This window comes from Streptomyces sp. NPDC033216 (assembly GCF_055577115.1).
Map to the genome: position 1 here is coordinate 463,146 of NZ_JBVIQK010000002.1, position 17,579 is coordinate 480,724.

The 17,579-nt window shown below is 73.3% G+C and carries 14 protein-coding genes; 8 read left to right on the forward strand and 6 right to left on the reverse strand.

What is annotated here, in order from left to right:
- Positions 1–151 precede the first annotated feature (151 nt).
- Positions 152–3,013, reverse strand: coding sequence for a DEAD/DEAH box helicase (locus ACZ5Y0_RS05565; protein ID WP_469127307.1), 2,862 nt, complete (start codon positions 3,011–3,013; stop codon positions 152–154).
- 498 nt (positions 3,014–3,511) lie between these two features.
- Between ACZ5Y0_RS05565 and ACZ5Y0_RS05570 the strand changes: the two genes are divergently transcribed.
- Positions 3,512–4,249, forward strand: a complete 738-nt coding sequence (locus ACZ5Y0_RS05570; RefSeq protein WP_469127308.1) for a ferritin-like fold-containing protein — start codon at positions 3,512–3,514, stop codon at positions 4,247–4,249.
- 254 nt (positions 4,250–4,503) lie between these two features.
- Here the strand turns inward: ACZ5Y0_RS05570 and ACZ5Y0_RS05575 are convergent, their stop codons facing one another.
- The 4 genes from ACZ5Y0_RS05575 to ACZ5Y0_RS05590 form a co-directional block, all read right to left on the reverse strand.
- The gene (locus tag ACZ5Y0_RS05575) at positions 4,504–4,773 is read right to left on the reverse strand and encodes a hypothetical protein (protein WP_469127309.1); all 270 of its coding nucleotides are present in this window, start codon (positions 4,771–4,773) and stop codon (positions 4,504–4,506) included.
- A gap of 206 nt (positions 4,774–4,979) precedes the next feature.
- Complete coding sequence (locus ACZ5Y0_RS05580; protein ID WP_073493074.1) at positions 4,980–5,207, reverse strand: DUF3107 domain-containing protein; 228 nt, start codon at positions 5,205–5,207, stop codon at positions 4,980–4,982.
- A 145-nt stretch (positions 5,208–5,352) separates the two neighbouring features.
- Complete coding sequence (locus ACZ5Y0_RS05585; protein WP_366062522.1) at positions 5,353–5,994, reverse strand: TetR/AcrR family transcriptional regulator; 642 nt, start codon at positions 5,992–5,994, stop codon at positions 5,353–5,355.
- Between the two features lie 219 nt (positions 5,995–6,213).
- Positions 6,214–6,435, reverse strand: a complete 222-nt coding sequence (locus ACZ5Y0_RS05590) for a hypothetical protein (protein ID WP_469127310.1) — start codon at positions 6,433–6,435, stop codon at positions 6,214–6,216.
- A gap of 198 nt (positions 6,436–6,633) precedes the next feature.
- Between ACZ5Y0_RS05590 and ACZ5Y0_RS05595 the strand changes: the two genes are divergently transcribed.
- The 7 genes from ACZ5Y0_RS05595 (at position 6,634) to moeZ (ending at position 15,907) form a co-directional block, all read left to right on the forward strand.
- The gene (locus ACZ5Y0_RS05595) at positions 6,634–7,830 is read left to right on the forward strand and encodes an alpha/beta fold hydrolase (protein ID WP_469127311.1); all 1,197 of its coding nucleotides are present in this window, start codon (positions 6,634–6,636) and stop codon (positions 7,828–7,830) included.
- Positions 7,831–8,039: 209 nt separating this feature from the next.
- Complete coding sequence (locus ACZ5Y0_RS05600; protein WP_469127312.1) at positions 8,040–9,344, forward strand: DUF3152 domain-containing protein; 1,305 nt, start codon at positions 8,040–8,042, stop codon at positions 9,342–9,344.
- Positions 9,345–9,596: 252 nt separating this feature from the next.
- Entirely contained in the window at positions 9,597–11,420 is a 1,824-nt protein-coding gene (locus ACZ5Y0_RS05605; protein WP_469127313.1) for a DUF3492 domain-containing protein, read from the forward strand.
- Positions 11,417–12,745, forward strand: a complete 1,329-nt coding sequence (locus ACZ5Y0_RS05610) for a hypothetical protein (protein WP_469127314.1) — start codon at positions 11,417–11,419, stop codon at positions 12,743–12,745. Before ACZ5Y0_RS05605 ends, ACZ5Y0_RS05610 begins: the two co-directional genes overlap by 4 nt.
- Before the next feature lie 220 nt (positions 12,746–12,965).
- Complete coding sequence (locus ACZ5Y0_RS05615) at positions 12,966–13,928, forward strand: NAD-dependent epimerase/dehydratase family protein (RefSeq protein ID WP_469127315.1); 963 nt, start codon at positions 12,966–12,968, stop codon at positions 13,926–13,928.
- Positions 13,916–14,668, forward strand: a complete 753-nt coding sequence (locus ACZ5Y0_RS05620; protein WP_469127316.1) for a spherulation-specific family 4 protein — start codon at positions 13,916–13,918, stop codon at positions 14,666–14,668. Before ACZ5Y0_RS05615 ends, ACZ5Y0_RS05620 begins: the two co-directional genes overlap by 13 nt.
- Positions 14,669–14,728: 60 nt before the next feature.
- A complete protein-coding gene (moeZ, locus tag ACZ5Y0_RS05625; RefSeq protein ID WP_469127317.1) occupies positions 14,729–15,907 on the forward strand; it encodes an adenylyltransferase/sulfurtransferase MoeZ in 1,179 nt (392 codons plus the stop codon).
- A gap of 65 nt (positions 15,908–15,972) precedes the next feature.
- Here the strand turns inward: moeZ and ACZ5Y0_RS05630 are convergent, their stop codons facing one another.
- The gene (locus ACZ5Y0_RS05630) at positions 15,973–17,535 is read right to left on the reverse strand and encodes an alpha/beta hydrolase (protein WP_469127318.1); all 1,563 of its coding nucleotides are present in this window, start codon (positions 17,533–17,535) and stop codon (positions 15,973–15,975) included.
- Between the last annotated feature and the right edge of the window lie 44 nt (positions 17,536–17,579).

Sequence of the window (17,579 nt, forward strand, 5' to 3'; positions counted from 1 at the left end):
GAGAACTTCTGGCACGGCGGGTCGGGGGTCGTCGGACTGCCGTGCGCCCCGCGCGGAGGCAACGGCGCGGGGCGCACCTGCCGGGAACGCCGACGGCCCGGTCGCCCCACCAGGGAGGGACCGGGCCGTCGGACTGTGGCCTTGCGGACGATCAGCTCTCCGCGGACTCCGCGGCGGCCGTCGCCTTGCGCGAGCGCCGCGCCTTCGGCTTCACCTCGCCGGCGGCACCGGCTTCGGCGGCCGGTGCCGTGGCGGTGGCCGTGGTCTTGCGGGTGCGGCGCGGCTTGGTCTCCGGCTCCTGCGCGGCCTGGGCCGGGATGTCGACGACGGTGGCCGTCGTCTCCGGCTGGGCGGCCTTGCGGGTGCGGCGGGGCTTGGCCTCCGTGGCCTCGGCGGTGTCGGCCGCGACCTCGGCGGCCGGGGCGGCGGTCTTGCGCGTACGGCGCGGCTTGGCCTCCGTGCCCTCGGCGGCGTCGACAGCGGCTTCGGCGGCCGGGGCGGCGGTCTTGCGCGTACGACGCGGCTTGGCCTCCGCGCCCTCGGCCTTGTCGACCGTGCCCTCGGCAGCCGGGGCGGCCGTCTTTCGGGTCCGGCGCGGCTTGGCCTCAACGGCGTCCTCGGCGACGGGGGCCGGGGCGGCGGTCTTGCGCGTACGGCGCGGCTTCGCCTCCGTGCCCTCGGCGGCGTCGACCGCGGCTTCGGCGGCCGCAGCCGCCGTCTTGCGCGTACGACGCGGCTTGGCCTCGACCACGTCGGCGGCGTCCGCCGCGGCTTCCGTCGCGACCGCGGCCTTGCGGGTGCGGCGCGGCTTGGTCTCCGTGGCCTCGGCGGCGGCTTCGGCGGCCGGTGCCGTGGCGGTGGCCGTGGTCTTGCGGGTGCGGCGTGGCTTGGCCTCCGTGCCCTCGACAGCGGCTTCGGCGGCCGGTGCCGTGGCGGTGGCCGTGGTCTTGCGGGCGCGGCGCGGCTTGGTCTCCGGCTCCTGCGCGGCCTGGGCCGGGATGTCGACGACGGTGGCCGTCGTCTCCGGCGGGGCGGCCTTGCGGGTGCGGCGGGGCTTGGCCTCCGTCGCCTCGGCGGTGTCGACGGCGGCTTCGGCGGCCGGTGCCGGGGCGGCGGTCTTGCGCGTACGGCGCGGCTTGGCCTCCGTGGCCTCGGCCTTGTCGGCCGCGACCTCGGCGGCCGGGGCCGCCGTCTTGCGCGTACGACGCGGCCCGGCCTCGGTGGCCGGAGCGGCGATCTCCACGGCGTCGACCGCGGTCTCGGCCGGGGACGTCGCCTTGCGGGTGCGGCGGCGCGGCCTGGCCTCCGACGCCTCCGCCGCGTCGACCACGGCTTCGGCCTCGGGGGCCTCCTTCACGGACGTCTGGGCGGGGATCTCCACCGCCGTCCCGACCGCCGTCTCCGTCACGCTCACCGGTGCCTCCGCGTTCCTGCGGGTGCGGCGGCGGCGCGGCTTGGCGGCCTCCGGGGCGTCGAGGACCGGGCTCTCCACGGTCGTCGCGACCGCTTCGGCGGCCTCGGGGACGCCGACCGGCGTCACGGACGCCGCCGTAGCGACCTCCTGCGCCCCTGTGGGCCGCCCCCGGCGTCGGCGTCGCGGCGTACGCGGGGAGGTCGCGTCCTCCGCGGCAGGTGCCTGCTCGGGTGCGACGGTCGCGGCGGGGGCCGATGCGTCGAGGGGCTCGCCGTTGCGCGTGCGGCGCCGGCGGCGCGGCGTACGGGCGGGGCGCTCGCGCTCGGCGGAGCGGGACTCGTCCCGGCCGCCCCCAGGGCGCTCACCGCGGTCGTTTCGGTCGTTCCGCCCACGTCCACCACGGCCGCCCGGCTCGCCGAGGTCCTCCATCTCCTCCGCGGCGAGTCCGGCGCGCGTGCGCTCCGAACGCGGCAGGACACCCTTGGTGCCCGCGGGGATGTTGAGCTCCTCGAAGAAGTGCGGGGACGTGGAGTACGTCTCCGGCGGGTCGGGGAACTTCAGGTCCAGCGCCTTGTTGATGAGCTGCCAGCGCGGGATGTCGTCCCAGTCGACGAGGGTGACGGCGATGCCCTTGGCGCCCGCGCGGCCGGTGCGGCCGATGCGGTGCAGGTACGTCTTCTCGTCCTCGGGGGACTGGTAGTTGATGACGTGGGTGACGCCCTCGACGTCGATGCCGCGGGCGGCCACGTCGGTGCAGACGAGGACGTCGACCTTGCCGTTGCGGAAGGCACGCAGCGCCTGTTCGCGGGCGCCCTGGCCGAGGTCGCCGTGGACGGCGCCGGAGGCGAAGCCGCGCTGCTGGAGCTGGTCGGCCAGGTCGGCCGCCGTGCGCTTGGTGCGGCAGAACACCATGACCAGGCCGCGGCCCTCGGCCTGGAGGATGCGCGCGACCATCTCGGGCTTGTCCATGTTGTGCGCGCGGTACACGTGCTGCTTGGTGTTCGCGACGGTCGCGCCCGCGTCGTCCGGCGAGGTGGCGTTGATGTGCGTCGGCTGCGACATGTAGCGGCGCGCGAGACCGATGACCGCGCCCGGCATGGTCGCCGAGAACAGCATGGTCTGACGCTTCACCGGAAGCATGTTGATGATCTTCTCGACGTCGGGCAGAAAGCCCAGGTCGAGCATCTCGTCGGCCTCGTCGAGGACGAGCGAGCGGATGTGTTTCAGGTCGAGCTTCTTCTGGCCCGCGAGGTCCAGCAGTCGGCCCGGAGTGCCGACGATGACGTCGACGCCCTTCTTCAGCGCCTCGACCTGGGGCTCGTAGGCCCGGCCGCCGTAGATGGCGAGAACGCGCACATTGCGCACCTTGCCCGCGGTGAGCAGGTCGTTGGTGACCTGCGTGCACAGCTCGCGGGTGGGGACGACGACGAGCGCCTGCGGGGCGTCGGTCAGGTCCTCGGGCGTGGCGCGGCCGGCCTCGACGTCGGCGGGGACGGTGACGCGCTGGAGAAGCGGAAGGCCGAAGCCGAGCGTCTTTCCGGTGCCTGTCTTGGCCTGGCCGATGACGTCCGTGCCCGTCAGGGCCACCGGGAGCGTCATTTCCTGGATGGGGAAGGCGGTGGTGATGCCGACGGCCTCGAGGGCTTCGGCGGTCTCGGACAGAATCCCGAGCTCTCGGAACGTGGTAGTCAGGGCGGTGCCTCTTCTGTGTGCGCGGTGCGAGGCGAGCGCGGGGGTCGTGTCGGACCGTGCCGGGGACGTCGGCCGCCCGTGGGGCAAAGCCGGCAAGACACGGGACCTCTGCCGACGCTCTAGCGTTCGTACCGCTGAGGGATTCCCTCCGGTCGTCGTACGCGATGTGCCGTACGGCCAGGGAGGGCTGTCGGGTCGGAGCCGATCGGGCCACCGACCGGGCATCCTCATACCTGCGGCCCGTCGAATACTCGGCAGGCGCATTACCACCATACCCCGAACTCGCGCACATGTGATGGCCGATTCGGTCACGTTGTGGTTGTCACACCGTCGGACGTGGTCCTTCGCGTCGTCGTCGTCACACTGATTGACCAGGGACTTCCGTCCCGTGACGGGCGGGCTATTGTGCGCTGCATGACGAGTTCTGACAAGCCTGAGAACGCCGCCACCGGTATCGCCGCCCAGGACTGGGCGAAGGCATCCGCCGACCCGCAGTACCGGGCCGCGGTCGTGGACCTGCTCGGCGCGCTCGCGTACGGCGAGCTGGCGGCGTTCGAGCGGCTCGCCGAGGACGCCAAGCTGGCCCCCACGCTGGAGGACAAGGCGGAACTGGCGAAGATGGCGTCGGCCGAGTTCCACCACTTCGAGCGGCTGCGCGACCGGCTCACGGAGATCGGCGAGGAACCGACGCGCGCGATGCAGCCGTTCGTCGCCGCGCTCGACGGCTTCCACAGGCAGACCGCCCCGTCGGACTGGCTGGAGGGCCTCGTCAAGGCCTACGTCGGCGACTCGATCGCCAGCGACTTCTACCGCGAGGTCGCGGCCCGGCTCGACACCGACACCCGCGCGCTGGTGCTGGCCGTCCTCGACGACACCGGTCACGCCGGCTTCGCCGTCGACCGGGTGCGCGCGGCGATCGACGCGGAACCGCGTGTGGGCGGGCGGCTCGCGCTGTGGGCCCGCCGGCTGATGGGTGAGGCACTGTCGCAGTCGCAGCGGGTGGTGGCCGACCGCGACGCGCTGTCGACGATGCTCGTCGGCGGTGTCGCGGACGGGTTCGACCTCGCGGAGGTGGGCCGCATGTTCTCGCGGATCACCGAGGCGCACACGAAGCGGATGGCGGCGCTGGGGTTGGCCGCGTAGCGCTCCGCGGGCGGCGTCCTGGGTCGGTCGCCTGACCGGAAGGCTGCCTCGTTGCGCAGCCGGGCCGCGGGCGTGGCCCTCGGCGGTGTGCGGCTGTGCGAACAGCTCCCCGCGTCCTCTCGGGCGGCCCCGCGAGGGCGTCCTCGCGGGGCCCTCCGCGAGGGGGTCCTCCGCGAGGGGGTCCTCCGCGAGGGGGTCCTCCGCGAGGGGGTCCTCCGCGAGGTCCTCCTCGGTGGTCCTGCGAGGGCCCGCCGTCAGGCGGTCGCTGATCGGCGGCGGAGTCTCGTCGCCGGGCGCAGGAGCAGGGACAGGGAAGCGGTGGAGACGATCACCGCGCCGAGGAGACCCACGAGCGGCGAACCGGGACCCACCGCGCTGTGGGTGACGAAGTCACCGAACAGGGCTCCGGCGACGCCCGTCGCCAGCACGAGCGTGCGGGCCGGGAGCCGGTGGGACAGGCGGTGGACCGCCGCCCACGCGAGCACGAGACCGAGCACAGCGGAGCCGAGCGCTTCCAAGATCATCCGAGGTCCCTCCAGGCGGCCGGGCTGTGCACCAAGGTCGTAGCCCGTCATACCCGTGACCTGCGGAATGCAATCCTCCCTCGTGGCCGGGTCGTGCTCCGTCCGTGAAAGGGCAATGTGCGGGAATGCGGTGCCCGCGGGTGCGGCGGGACGCGGAAGGGGCCCGGCAGCCGAACGGCCGCCGGGCCCCTTCCGTCGAGCGTCGCCTACAGCGCGCCGAATCCCACCTTGCGCGGGGCGGGCTCGCCCAGCTCCACGTAGGCCAGGCGGTCGGCCGGAACCAGGACCTTGCGGCCGTGCTGGTCCGTGAGGCTGAGCAGCTGCGACTTCCCGGCCAGGGCGTCGGCCACCACGCGCTCGACCTCCTCGGGCGTCTGACCGCTCTCCAGAACGATCTCGCGGGGCGCGTGCTGCACGCCGATCTTGACCTCCACGGCTAAGTCCCTCCGACGATCACGAGGTGCGCGGGCGTCCGCGCCGTACGCTGCACACATTAGCCCGGTGAGGGGACGCGTACCGCGCGGCCGTCCACGCCAGGAGCGAACAGCGAACGGGAACAAACGGCCGGGACGGCGTCGCTCAGTGCTGCTCGATGCCGTGCAGCGGGAATCCCGCGATGCCCCGCCAGGCCAGGGAGGCCAGCAACTGCACCGCCTGGTCGCGCGGGACGCTGCGGTCGCTGTGCAGCCAGGAACGGGCCACGACCTGCGCGAGGCCACCGAGACCGGAGGCCAGCAGCATCGACTCCGCGCGCGAGAGACCGGTGTCCTCGGCGATGACTTCGCAGATCGCCTCGGCGCACTCGTTGGTGACCTTGTCGACGCGCTCGCGCACGGCGGGCTCGTTCGTCAGGTCCGACTCGAAGACCAGGCGGAAGGCGCCGCCGTCGTCCTCGACGTACGCGAAGTACGCGTCCATCGTCGCGCGGACGCGCTGCTTGTTGTCCGTCGTCGACGCGAGCGCGCTGCGCACGGCCTGGATGAGCGACTCGCAGTGCTGGTCCAGCAGGGCCAGGTAGAGGTCGAGTTTGCCCGGGAAATGCTGATACAGCACCGGCTTGCTGACGCCGGCGCGTTCGGCGATGTCGTCCATCGCGGCCGCGTGGTACCCCTGCGCGACGAAGACCTCCTGGGCGGCGCCCAGCAGTTGGTTCCGTCGGGCACGGCGCGGCAGGCGGGTGCCTCGCGGGCGCGCCGCCTCAGTCTGCTCGATGGCTGTCACGCCGCCTCCCAAAGTCGTCCCTCTTGCGGTGTGCCGCCGCGCCGCCATCGTACTTTTCGGTAACCGTGGTGCGCGCGGTGCGAGCGCAGAATTTCACGGACCGGACGACGACAAAAGCCGTAGGTAACGTTTCAGAGCGGGGCGTAGTGGGAAGAAACGCTGCTTCAATTCGGCGGACGGCGGTCGCCGACGTCTCCTCGATGGCCGACGCCAGTCTTCTCAGCGGTAGTCGTCCTCGTCGTGCGAGACGACTCGCGCCTGTTCGACGAGGTCGGCCTCGTTGGCCAGACCGGGGTCGACGCCCTCCAGCGGGTCGTCGTTCCTCGGCGTGACATCGGCCTGCTGCTCGGCGGCGTCGTTCTCCGGCGCCTCGACGCCGATCTCCGCGGCGCCGTCCTCCTCGTCCGCGAACGTCTCCGGATCGGTGGGGTCGATGGCCATGACGGGCTCCCTTCCTACGGACGTCCCTGAAAATGCAGGGGCCACACGCGGGTGCCCTCTGTAAGAGCCTAGGAGACACCCGTTTCGGACGCTATGCGATGTGCCCACGAATCGTGCCGCCATCTCCGCGACGCGCGGCCGGCCTCTTGTGACGCCGAACACACGGGTCCAGACGTGATCGTCTCGTAACATTGCGGCATGTCTTCGACAGAGCTGCCGTCCGTGCCGCCCACCAGCGTGCTGCCGAAGGCCGCGTCGGTGCGGGTCGCCGAGGGCGAGAGAGTGCGGTCGGTCCGCCTGCCCGGCGCCACCCTGACGGTCCGCTCCAGGCCGCCCGCGCGCGCGGGACTCCAACCCGCGCTGTACGTCCACGGCCTCGGCGGTTCCTCGCAGAACTGGTCCGCGCTGATGGCACAGCTCGACGGCGTCGTCGAGAGCGAGGCCGTCGACCTCCCCGGTTTCGGAGACTCCCCGCCGCCGGACGACGGCAACTACTCCATCACGGCACACGCGCGTGCCGTGATCCGCCACATCGACGCGTCCGGCCGCGGACCCGTCCACCTCTTCGGCAACTCGCTCGGCGGCGCGGTGGCCACCCGTGTCGCGGCGGTCCGTCCCGACCTCGTGCGGACACTGACCCTCGTCTCGCCCGCCCTTCCGGAACTGCGAGTCCAGCGCACGGCGGTGCCCACGGGCCTGCTCGGCATGCCCGGCGTGGCGGCGCTGTTCACCCGGTTCACCCGCGAGTGGACGGCCGAGCAGCGGGTCCGCGGCGTCACGGCCCTGTGTTACGGCGACCCCGGGCGGGTCGGGCCGGAAGCGTTCGGTCACGCCGTGGAAGAACTCGAGCGGCGGATGCGGCTGCCGTACTTCTGGGACGCGATGACACGCTCCGCGCGCGGGCTGGTCAACGCCTACACGCTGGGGGGCCAGCACGGCCTGTGGCGCCAGGCCGAACGTGTCCTCGCCCCGACCCTGCTCGTCTACGGCGGCCGCGACCGGCTCGTCGGATTCCGCATGGCCCAGAGGTCGGCACGCGCCTTCCGCGACTCCCGCCTGCTCACCCTGCCGAACGCGGGGCACGTGGCGATGATGGAGTATCCGGAGACGGTTGCCACGGCGTTCCGGGAACTGCTGGAGGAGACGAGGGACCGGGCACCGGCTGTGGAGACGAGGGCCGGGACGAATACCGGCGCGCGCTCCGGTGTGGGGGCGAGGCGGGACGCCGACGGCGGGCCGGGGCCGGATGCGGGGACGGGATACGGAGCGGGCACCGGGTCCGGGTCCGCGCCGGATACGAGGTCCGCGCCGGATGCGGAGTCGGCGCCGGGAACCGGCTCGGGCTCCGGGGCGTTCTCCGAGCGGGCCGGCGGATCCGCGGGCTCGGGGAGCTGAGGGGGGTCGTGGGACGTCACAGTCGACGCGGGCCTGCGCCCAAGAGCGCGCCGCAGAAGGGCACCGACGGTGCCTCCCGGGGATCCGCGCCGGACGAAGCGCGGGGCGATCGCCCCGAGAATCCGGTCCGGCCCGCCGACGGGCCCTCCGCGACACCCGGAATCCCCGACGGGACCTCCGCTCGCGGCCTGCCCCGCTCGCCCGACGGGGTGCCCGCTCGCGGGGCGCCGAGACTCGCGGTCGGCACCCCCGCTCACGGGCTGTCCGTACCGGGCCGGCGCCGGGCCCCCGACAGCACTCCCGCCCACGGCGCGCCGCAGGTCCGCGGCGGGCACCCGGAGCAGCGTGAAGCCGGGGGCGCCTGGGGGGAGTTGAGGGACCGTACGGCGAGCGGTTCAGGCCCGCTGATCCCTCGGCAGCGACCCGAGGCCGCGGCCGGGGCAAGGCTGCGGCGGACGGATGCGGCGGGACCGCGCCAGGACTACCTCGACGCCTTCACCGAGGGCGACGACGTCTTCGCCCGCCGCACGCCCGTGGCGGCCGCGGCGACCACCGCACTCGCCACGGAGACCTGCGTCGTCCCGCGCCCCACCGACGCCTACGTCTCCGTCACCGACCGGGACGGGAGTCCCCGTCCGGCTGCCACGGGCGGCGGCATCGGCGGGTCCGAGGACGAGCCGCCCACCGGTGAGCCGGCGGCCAGGGGTGGCAAGGGCCGGGCCTTCACCGGGATCGCGGCCGCCGCCGTGACCACCGTGTTGGCCATCGTCGTGGCCGGCCAGGTCACCGACGCGCGCGACGACGACTCCCTCCAGTCGCAGGCCACGGCCGGCAAGGCCGCCCAAGGCGCCCGCCACGCCGCCGCGCCCGGCGCCGACCGGCCTAGCCCGTCGGCGTCACCGGGTGTGGTGCCGCTGACGTACGACCAGAAGATGAGCGTGCGGTTCCCGCTCGGGGCCACGGTCGCGGGGTCGGGAAGGTTCGACGCCGTACCCGGCATCGACAAGGCGCCCGGCAAGGGGCAGAAGTACACCTACCGCGTGGACGTCGAGCAGGGGCTCGGGCTGGACGCCGGACTGTTCGCACAGGCTGTGCAGAAGACGCTGAACGACGAACGCAGTTGGGCCCACGGCGGCGGGCGGACCTTCGAGCGCATCCATTCGGGCGAACCCGATTTCGTCATCACGCTCGCCAGCCCCGATACCACCGCCGACTGGTGCGCGAAGTCCGGCCTGGACACCACGCAGGACAACGTCTCCTGCGACTCGGCCGCCACCGAACGCGTGATGATCAACGCCTACCGGTGGGCGCAGGGGTCCAGGACCTACGGCGACGAGATGTACGCCTACCGGCAGATGCTGATCAACCACGAGGTGGGCCACCGCCTCGGTTACGGCCATGTCACCTGCGACAAGGACGGCGACCTGGCGCCGGTCATGCAGCAGCAGACGAAGTTCCTGGAGTACGACGGGGTCCGCTGTCTGCCCAACCCCTGGCCCTACCCGAACAGCTGACGCCTGGCCAGGGGGCGTCGGCGGGGCGTCCGGGGAGCGCCTCCGCGCGCCTCGGGAGACAGCGTTTCGCGCTCGCCCGATCTCTTAGCGCGACAGAACGCCACTCGTACGCGAAAGTTACGACCGTTCACCCCTTTTGGTGGTGCGATGGACAACCGTCCGTCGCACCACCGCCTTGTCCGCATACGTTCGTCCCGCTGCGAGCCGCCGGGTCAACGGCGGCTCCCGAGACGGGAGATCGGGGGTGCACGCGTGCGCATCGGACTACTTACGGAGGGTGGCTATCCGTATGTGAGCGGTGATGCGGGGCTCTGGTGCGACCGGCTCGTGCGCGGGCTCGAGCAGCACGAGTTCGACGTCTACGCGCTCAGCCGCACCGAGCGCCAGGAGACCGCGGGCCAGATCGCGCTGCCGCCCCAGGTCGGCCGCGTGCGCACCGCGCCGCTGTGGACCGCGCGGGACGACGGGGTGGTGCACGGACGCCGGGCCCGTCGGCGTTTCACCGAGCACTACGACGCGTTGGTGTCCGCGTTGTGCGAGGGAGCGCCCGCCGACACGGGCACGGACCGTTCCGCCCCCTTGGCGGACCGTTTCAGCAACGCGCTGTACGGGCTCGCGGAACTCGCCCGCGACGCGGGAGGCCTGGTGAGGGCGCTCCGCTCGGAGGCAGCCGTGCGCGCCCTGGAGTGCGCCTGCCGTGCGCCCGGCGCGCTCGGTGCGGCGCGCGAGGCGCGCGTACCCGATCTCCTCGCCGCCGCCGCACATCTCGAACGCGCCCTGCGCCCCCTCTCGCTCGACTGGTACGAGGACGGCGGAGGCGACGGGCTCGGTTCGGTCGACCTCTGCCATGCCACGTCCGGGGGCGCGGCGGCACTGCCGGGCCTGCTCGCCCGTCACTTCTTCGGCGTGCCGCTGCTCGTGACCGAGTACGGGGTCCGGCTGCGCACGCACTACCTGGGCGCCGGCGAGGGCGGGGCCTGCGGTCCCGGAGCGGATCCGGTTCCGGCCGCCGCTCCGATCCCGGAGGACGCACCGGCCGTGCGGTCCCTGTTGGCGGTCTTCCACGGCCGGCTGGCCGCCGAGGTGTACCGGCAGGCGGCCTGCGTCACGCCCGGCAACGCGCACGCCCGCCGCTGGCAGGAGCGCTGCGGTGCCGACCGGGCCAAGCTGCGCACGGTCTACCCGGGCATGGACGCCTCCCGCTTCAGCGAGGTCGGCGACTCTCCGGACGTCGCCGACCCGCGCACGCTGGTCTGGGTCGGCCGGGTGGAACCGGCCAAGGACCTGGTGTCCCTGCTCCACGCCCTCGCGGAGATCCGCAAGGAGGAGCCGGGCACCAGACTGCGGATCTTCGGCACGGCGGTCGGAGCGGAGGGCGAGGCCTACCTCGGCCACTGCCGGATGCTGGCCGCGCAGCTCTTCCCCGACGAAGCGGCCGGGCCGCACGCCGTCGGCGACAACCCGGTGTCGTTCGAGGAGATCGGCGGCCCTGAGGCACCCGGACTCGCCGAGGCGTACGCGGGGGGCGCCGTCGTCGTCCTGTCCAGCGTCGTCGAGGGGTTCCCGGTCGGCCTGGTCGAGGCGATGTTCTGCGGGCGCGCGACCGTGTCCACGGACGTCGGCGCGGTGGTCGAGGTCATCGGAGGCACCGGACTCCTCGTCCCGCCGCGCAACCCGCGGGCGCTCGCCGAGGCGTGCGTGGCGCTGCTGCGCGACCCGGCGCGCCGTGCGCGCCTGGGCGCGGCCGCCCGCGCACGTGCCCTCGAACTGTTCACCGTCGAGCAGAACATCGCGGCGTTTCACAGCGCTTACCTGGAGATCGTCTCCCGGAGCCCGGTTCGCCGGGTCGTCCTCGACGCGGCCGGCGCACCCCGGCCCTTCGCGGTCCCGGCCGAGGCGTGGCTGCCCGGCCGGTGGACCGGTCTCGGCGGACGGGCCGCCCCCCGCGACCCGGCCGGCTGGACGGCGGGACCTCCGGTGCGGGGTAGGGCCGCGGCGCGCGGTTCCACCGCCGGGCCGGGGCCGTCGTCGCCCCACCTCAGCACTCCCGTCGTCGCGACCGAGGGGGTCCGATGAGCGACCTGGGCGAACTCGACCACCCCGCGAGACGGGCGAACCCCCGGGGCGAACGCTCGCGGGAGTGGCTCGGGAGCGAGGGCGCCTCTGCGTCCACCGACGCTCCGACCGATTCCAGGGGACCGGCGGCGGCCACCCCGGCCGAGCGTCCCGCGCAGGGCCCCGGCGCACGCCCCTGTCCGGGCACCACCCCCGTCACCCCGCGGAGAGGCGGCGCCGTGGACCCGGTGAAGGCGCTGATGCACCGTCATCGGGACCTGTGCGAGCGGGCGGTCGATCCACTGGAGATCGCGGCGGGGCTGGAGGCCCACGGTGTCACCGACCGCACCGCCGCGCGGTTCCGGCACCGGGACGTCTTCACCCTCGCGGAGGAGATGTACGCCCGTGTTCCCCGAGACGGTGACACACCGCCGCGCCCGCCGTCCGCTCCGGCGCCACGGGCCCGCCTGGACTGGGCGCTGCTCGCCCTGCTGCCGGGCGCCCTGAGCGCCGCGACCGTCGTCGGCCTGCGTCTCACCCACGGTCAGGCCCGCCTCCTCGCGGTCGCCGCGGGTGTCCTGGCGGTGACCCTGGCCCTGCGTGCCGTGCTCCGCCGGGGTCCTTTGAGCCTCCGCGACGGTCGGGGCCCGTCGACCCCGCGCGGCCCGCGCCCCGGCCGGCACCGCACCGGCGGCCGGATCGGCTGGCTGCTCGCCTACGCGGCCCTCGGCGACGGCTTCCTGCGCGTCGCGGCCGACGGAGGCCCCGACGGCCTGCCCACCGGAACGGCCGATGGCCCCTGGCCACTCGCCGCGGCCCCGCTCTGCGCCCTCGCCCTGGCCTGCGCGCCCGCCGTATGGTGCGCGCACCTTCTCGTCGTCCGCGCCCGGCACAGGCTCGACACCAGCCGGGGCCTGAACGAGTTCGCCGCCTCCGTACGGCCGCTGCTGCTCGGCACCTTCCTCCTGTTTCTGGGCGCCCTCACGGTCCTCACCGGCCTCTGCGCGGCGGTCCTCGGCGAACCCCCCGCCTACGCGGGATCGCTCACCCTGGGAGCGCTGCTCTTTCTCTCCCGCCTCCTCACCGTCCACGGCTTCACCCATGCCCCGGCGGTCGTCCTCGGGACCGCCGGGGCGGCCGAGGCGATCGCCCTTGCCCTGCTGCTCGCGGGCCGGCTACCCGGCTGCGGCTTCCTGGCCGTACCCGTCGACACGATCGTGGCCGCCTGGGGCCCCGCCGGAGTGCCCGCCCTCGTCTGCGGGGCGGCGGCCCTGACCCTGCTGATCCACGCGACCCGCACTCTCACCAGGGCCTCGGCCCACGCGCGAACGGACCACCCGTGCTGACCCGGAGCCGTCCGCCCGCCCCCGACCACCGCGCGCCGCGCCACCCCCACCGTGCACGGACCGCACGACGCACGCGCTCCTCCACCCATGCAGTCCCCCTAAGGAGAGACCAGATGACCACCTCCCGATCCGGAGCGACCGGAGCCCCCGGGACACCCGCGGTCGCAGGAGCCCGCGCGGTCACCGGAGCAGCCGCGGCACACACCCCGGGAGCCGCACGATGAGGGTTCTGCTGACCGGAGCCAACGGTTACGTCGGCCGCTTCGTCGCCGACCGTCTTCTCGCCGACCCGGCCGTCCAGCTCACCGCGCTCGGCCGCGGCGACGACGCCGATGTCCGCTTCGACCTCGCGAGCGGCAGTCCCGGAGCCCTCACCCGCTTCCTCGACGCGGTCCATCCTCAGGTCGTCGTCAACTGCGCGGGCGCCACCCGCGGCGGAGCCCGGGAACTCACCCGGCACAACACCGTCGCCGTCGCCACCGTCTGCGAGGCGTTGCGCCGCAGCGGCTGCGGCGCCCGTCTCGTCCACATCGGCTGCGGTGCCGAGTACGGCCCCAGCCAGCCCGGTTCCTCCACCGCCGAGGACGCCGTCCCGCGCCCGGGCGGCCCGTACGGCGTCAGCAAACTCGCCGCCACCGAACTCGTCCTGGGCTCCGGCCTGGACGCGGTCGTGCTGCGGGTGTTCTCCCCGGCCGGGCCCGGCACCCCCGCCGGCTCTCCGCTGGGCCGGCTCGCCGAGGCGCTGCGCCGCGCCATGCAGTCCGGAGACGGTGAGCTGAAACTCGGCGGACTCGGCGCCCAGCGCGACTTCATCGACGTGCGGGACGTCGCCCGCGCCGTGCACGCCGCCTCGCTGTCCGCCGCGCAGGGCGTCATCAACATCGGATCCGGCCGTGCCGTCCGCCTCCGGGACGCCGCCGCCGTCCTCGCGCGTGTGGCCGGATACGGCGGCACCCTCCACGAACTCGACGGTCCTCCCGGCGGCCATCTCAGGCCGGCCATCGGTCATCCCCGCCCGGACTCCGACCACGTGGCACCGGTCGTGTACCCGTACCCGGACGGGTGCGGCAACTGGCAGCAGGCCGATGTCCGCACCGCCCGCGACCGGCTGGGCTGGCGGCCGCGCATCAACCTCGAGGAGTCCCTCGCCGACATCTGGATGGAGGCGGCATGTCGTATCTGACCGGCACCCGAACGGGCGCCGCCAGCACCGACGTCCGCACCGGGTTCGGTGTCCCCGGCTTCGCTCATCCCCTCGTCGCGCCGGCCGAGTGGGGGGAACTCGCCCGACCCGGTCGGCCCTTGCACTGGGTCGTCCTCGACGTCGCCGACGGACCCGGTGTCCGCCCAGACCCGCACTGCCTGGAGGCCGCGGGCCGGCTCCGCAACGCGGGCGTCCGCCTCCTGGGCCGCCTCGACGCCATCCACGGCGCCCGCGCCTTCGGCGAGGTGATCTCCGACGCCCACCGGTACCTCGACTGGTACCAGGTCGACGGCTTCCTCCTGGACCGCTGCCCGACCGAACGCGCCGAGCTGGCGGAGGTCCGCCGCACCGTCGGCACCCTCCGCGCGCTCCGTGACGCGCCCCACATCGTCCTCGGCCATGGCACCCATCCGCATCCCGGATACGCGGAGAACGCCGACCAACTCGTCACCTTCTCCGGCCCCTGGAGCGACTACCGCTGGTCGCAGGCGGCCGCATGGACCGCCGACCACCCGCCCGAGCGGTTCTGCCACTTCGTGCACGGTGTGCCTCGCGGGCACCTCGACGAGGCGCTGCGCATCGCGCGCTGGCAGGGAGCGGCGACGATCTGGTTCACCGACCGTCACGACCGCGACGGCGTGGCCGACCCGTGGGAGACCATGCCCGGCTACTGGGACGAGATCGTCTCGCGCATCGGAACAGGTGTCTCGGAATGTTGAAGGCCATGGCAGTGTTACGGGGAGAACAACCGTAGTGATTGACCGACCAACGGAGTCCCCGTGTCGCTGCCACCCCTGGTCGAGCCGGCTGCCGAGCTCACCGTAGACGAGGTCCGCAGGTACTCCCGCCACCTGATCATCCCCGACGTCGGGATGGACGGGCAGAAGCGGCTGAAGAACGCCAAGGTGCTGTGCGTAGGTGCCGGCGGCCTGGGCTCGCCGGCGCTGATGTACCTGGCCGCGGCGGGCGTCGGCACGCTCGGCATCGTGGAGTTCGACGAGGTCGACGAGTCGAACCTCCAGCGTCAGATCATCCACAGCCAGGCCGACATCGGCCGCTCCAAGGCCGAGTCCGCCCGCGACTCCGTCCTCGGCATCAACCCCTACGTGAACGTGGTCCTTCACGAGGAGCGGCTCGAGGCCGACAACGTGATGGACATCTTCAGCCAGTACGACCTGATCGTGGACGGCACGGACAACTTCGCGACCCGCTACCTGGTCAACGACGCCGCCGTGCTGCTGAACAAGCCGTACGTGTGGGGCTCGATCTACCGCTTCGACGGCCAGGCGTCCGTCTTCTGGTCGGAGCACGGTCCCTGCTACCGCTGCCTCTACCCGGAGCCCCCGCCCCCCGGCATGGTCCCCTCCTGCGCCGAGGGCGGCGTGCTCGGCGTGCTCTGCGCGTCCATCGGCTCCATCCAGGTGACCGAGGCCATCAAGCTCCTCACCGGCACCGGTGAGCCGCTGGTCGGCCGACTGATGATCTACGACGCCCTGGAGATGCAGTACCGCCAGGTCAAGGTCCGCAAGGACCCCGACTGCGCGGTCTGCGGCGAGAACCCGACCGTCACGGAACTCATCGACTACGAGGCCTTCTGCGGCGTCGTGTCCGAGGAGGCCCAGCAGGCGGCCGCCGGCGCCACGATCACTCCCAAGCAGCTCAAGGAGTGGATCGACGACGGCGAGAGCATCGAGATCATCGACGTCCGTGAGCCGAACGAGTACGAGATCGTCTCCATCCCGGGCGCCAAGCTGATCCCGAAGAACGAGTTCCTGCTCGGCACCGCCCTGGAGGGCCTGCCGCAGGACAAGAAGATCGTCTTGCACTGCAAGACGGGTGTCCGCAGTGCGGAAGTCCTCGCGGTGCTGAAGTCCGCGGGCTTCGCGGACGCCGTCCACGTCGGCGGTGGCGTGATCGGCTGGGTCAACCAGATCGAGCCGAGCAAGCCGGTCTACTGAGCCGACCTGCCTGCCTGACCGGCGGGGGCCGCGCGCACCACGGGTGCCCGCGGTCCCCGCCGTCGTCATGAGCAGACCTTGCCGTCCTCGGGCACCGTGCCGTCGAGCAGGTAGTCGTCCACCGTCGAGTCGACGCAGTCGCTCCCGCTGCCGTACGCCCCGTGACCCTCGCCCTTCCAGGTGAGCAGCACGCCCACGCCCTTGCCCAGCTCGTCCGCCATCCGCTGCGCGCCCTCGTAGGGCGTCGCCGGGTCGCCGGTGTTGCCGACCAGCAGGACGGGCGCCGCCCCGGGCGCGCTCACCTCCGGGCTGTCGAACTGTCCGGCCACCGGCCAGTCGTGGCACCATCCGGCCGTGTCCCAGCCCAGGAACGTGCCGAAGACGGGTGAGATCTTCTCGAACTCGGGCAGCAGCTTCTTCGTCTCCGCCAACGTCGGCCGCTGCCTGTCGTCCAGGCACGATATGACCCGCTGCGAGTGGGTCGTGGTGCCGTAGCTCCCCTCGCTGTCCCGCTCGTTGTAGGCGTCGGCGAGGGTGAGCAGCTCGGAGCCGTCGCCCTCCTGTGCCGATTCCAGGGCGCTGGTCAGGGTCGGCCAGCCCTCCTTGCTGTACAGCGGCAGGACGATCCCGGTGACGGCGAGCGTCTGGGTCAGCTTGCGCCCGGAGGATGTCGGCAGCGGGTCGGCGTCGATCCGCCGGAGCAGGTCGGCGATCTTCCGGCTGCCCTGCACGGGGTTCTGGCCGGTCGACCTCAGGTAGTTGTCGAGGGCCAGTTGAAACCCCTTCGCCTGGTTCTTCGCGTGCCCCACCGCGTCGGCGCTCGGGTCGACGACCGCGTCGAGGATCACCCGGCCCACCTTCTTGGGGAACAGGTGGGCGTACACGCCGCCGAGTTCGGTGCCGTAGGAGATACCGAAGTAGTGCAGCTGCGGGTCGCCGAGGACCTGGCGCATCAGGTCCATGTCGCGCGCGGTGTCGGTGGTCGAGACGTTCGCCATCAATTCCCCGGCGTCCTTCTGACAGCCCTTGCCGAAGTCGACGGCGTCGCGGAGATAGGCCTGCTCCTCGGCCGCGGTGTCCGGTGTGGAGTCGATCGACTCGGCGGCCTGGGTCTTCCTGTCGCTGCGGCAGCGCACGCCCCCGCTGGCGCCCACCCCGCGCGGGTCCCAGCTCACCAGGTCGTAGTGCTCGCGCAGGGAGGAGACCGTGGAGCCGTACGCCGGCATCGTCGACACGCCGGACCCGCCAGGACCGCCGAAGTTGAACAGCAGGGAGCCGATGCGTTCCTTCCCGGCGCCGCGGGACCTGGCGCGGATCAGCGCGAGATCGATCGTCTCCCCGTCCGGCTTCGACCAGTCCAGCGGCACCTTCACCTTCGCGCACCGCCACTCACCGCTCGGCGCCGCGGAGTCCGCGGTGGGACCGCAGCGGCCCCAGTCGGGCTTCTGTCCCGTCAGTGAGGCGGGCAGGGGTGTCGGGTTCGCGTCCGTGGTGCCGGAGGAGGCCGACGGGCGCGCGCCGGCCGTTCGTCCCTTGTCGTCGTCCCCGTCGTCCGACGAGCCGCCGCAGCCCGTCATCAGCAGTGCGGCGGCGGCCCCCAACGCCGTCCACCGTACGAATCGCGCCATGTGCGTCCCCCCTCGCGGGACCGCCCGCACCGGCGGCGGACGGC